The 586-nt window shown below is 68.6% G+C and carries 1 pseudogene; it reads left to right on the forward strand.

The features are described from left to right. Window positions 1-507 (forward strand): annotated as a pseudogene (locus tag WDW90_RS37930) (succinate--CoA ligase); the annotation flags it as partial. Window positions 508-586 lie beyond the last annotated feature (79 nt).

Below are 586 nucleotides of genomic sequence, written 5' to 3' on the forward strand. Positions count from 1 at the left end.
ACCCTCGACGATGCCGCCGCCTTCCGCCAGCCCGACCTCGCCCCCGCGGCCGCGGCCGAGCCGATGACCGAACTCGAGCGCGAGGGGCTGGCGCAGGGGCTCAAGTTCATCCAGCTCGACGGCAATGTCGGCGTGCTGGCGAACGGGGCCGGCCTCACCATGACCACCATGGACGTCATCAGCCATTGCGGCGGCCGGCCCGCCAACTTCCTGGAAATCGGCGGCGAGGCCTACACGAAATCGGAGGCCGCGCTTCGCCTCGTCCTGTCGAATCCCGGCGTGAAGAGCCTCGTCGTCAATTTCTGCGGCGCCTTCGCCCGCACCGACGTGATGGCGGAGGGCGTGGTCACGGCCTGGAAGAGGCTGAGCCCGAGCGTGCCGGTGTTCTTCTCGATCCACGGGACCGGCGAGGACGAGGCCGTGCGCCTCGTGCGCGACGGGCTCGGGCTCGAGCCGTTCGATCTGATGGAGGATGCGGTCCAGGCCGCGGTGGAGGCAGCCCAATGATCATCTATCGCCAGCACGCCCGCGTCCTCGTCCAGGGCATCACCGGCAAGCAGGGGACATTCTGGACCGAGAAGATGAT

It is taken from the genome of Methylobacterium nigriterrae (assembly GCF_037106235.1).
Taxonomy (GTDB): Bacteria; Pseudomonadota; Alphaproteobacteria; order Rhizobiales; family Beijerinckiaceae; genus Methylobacterium; species Methylobacterium nigriterrae.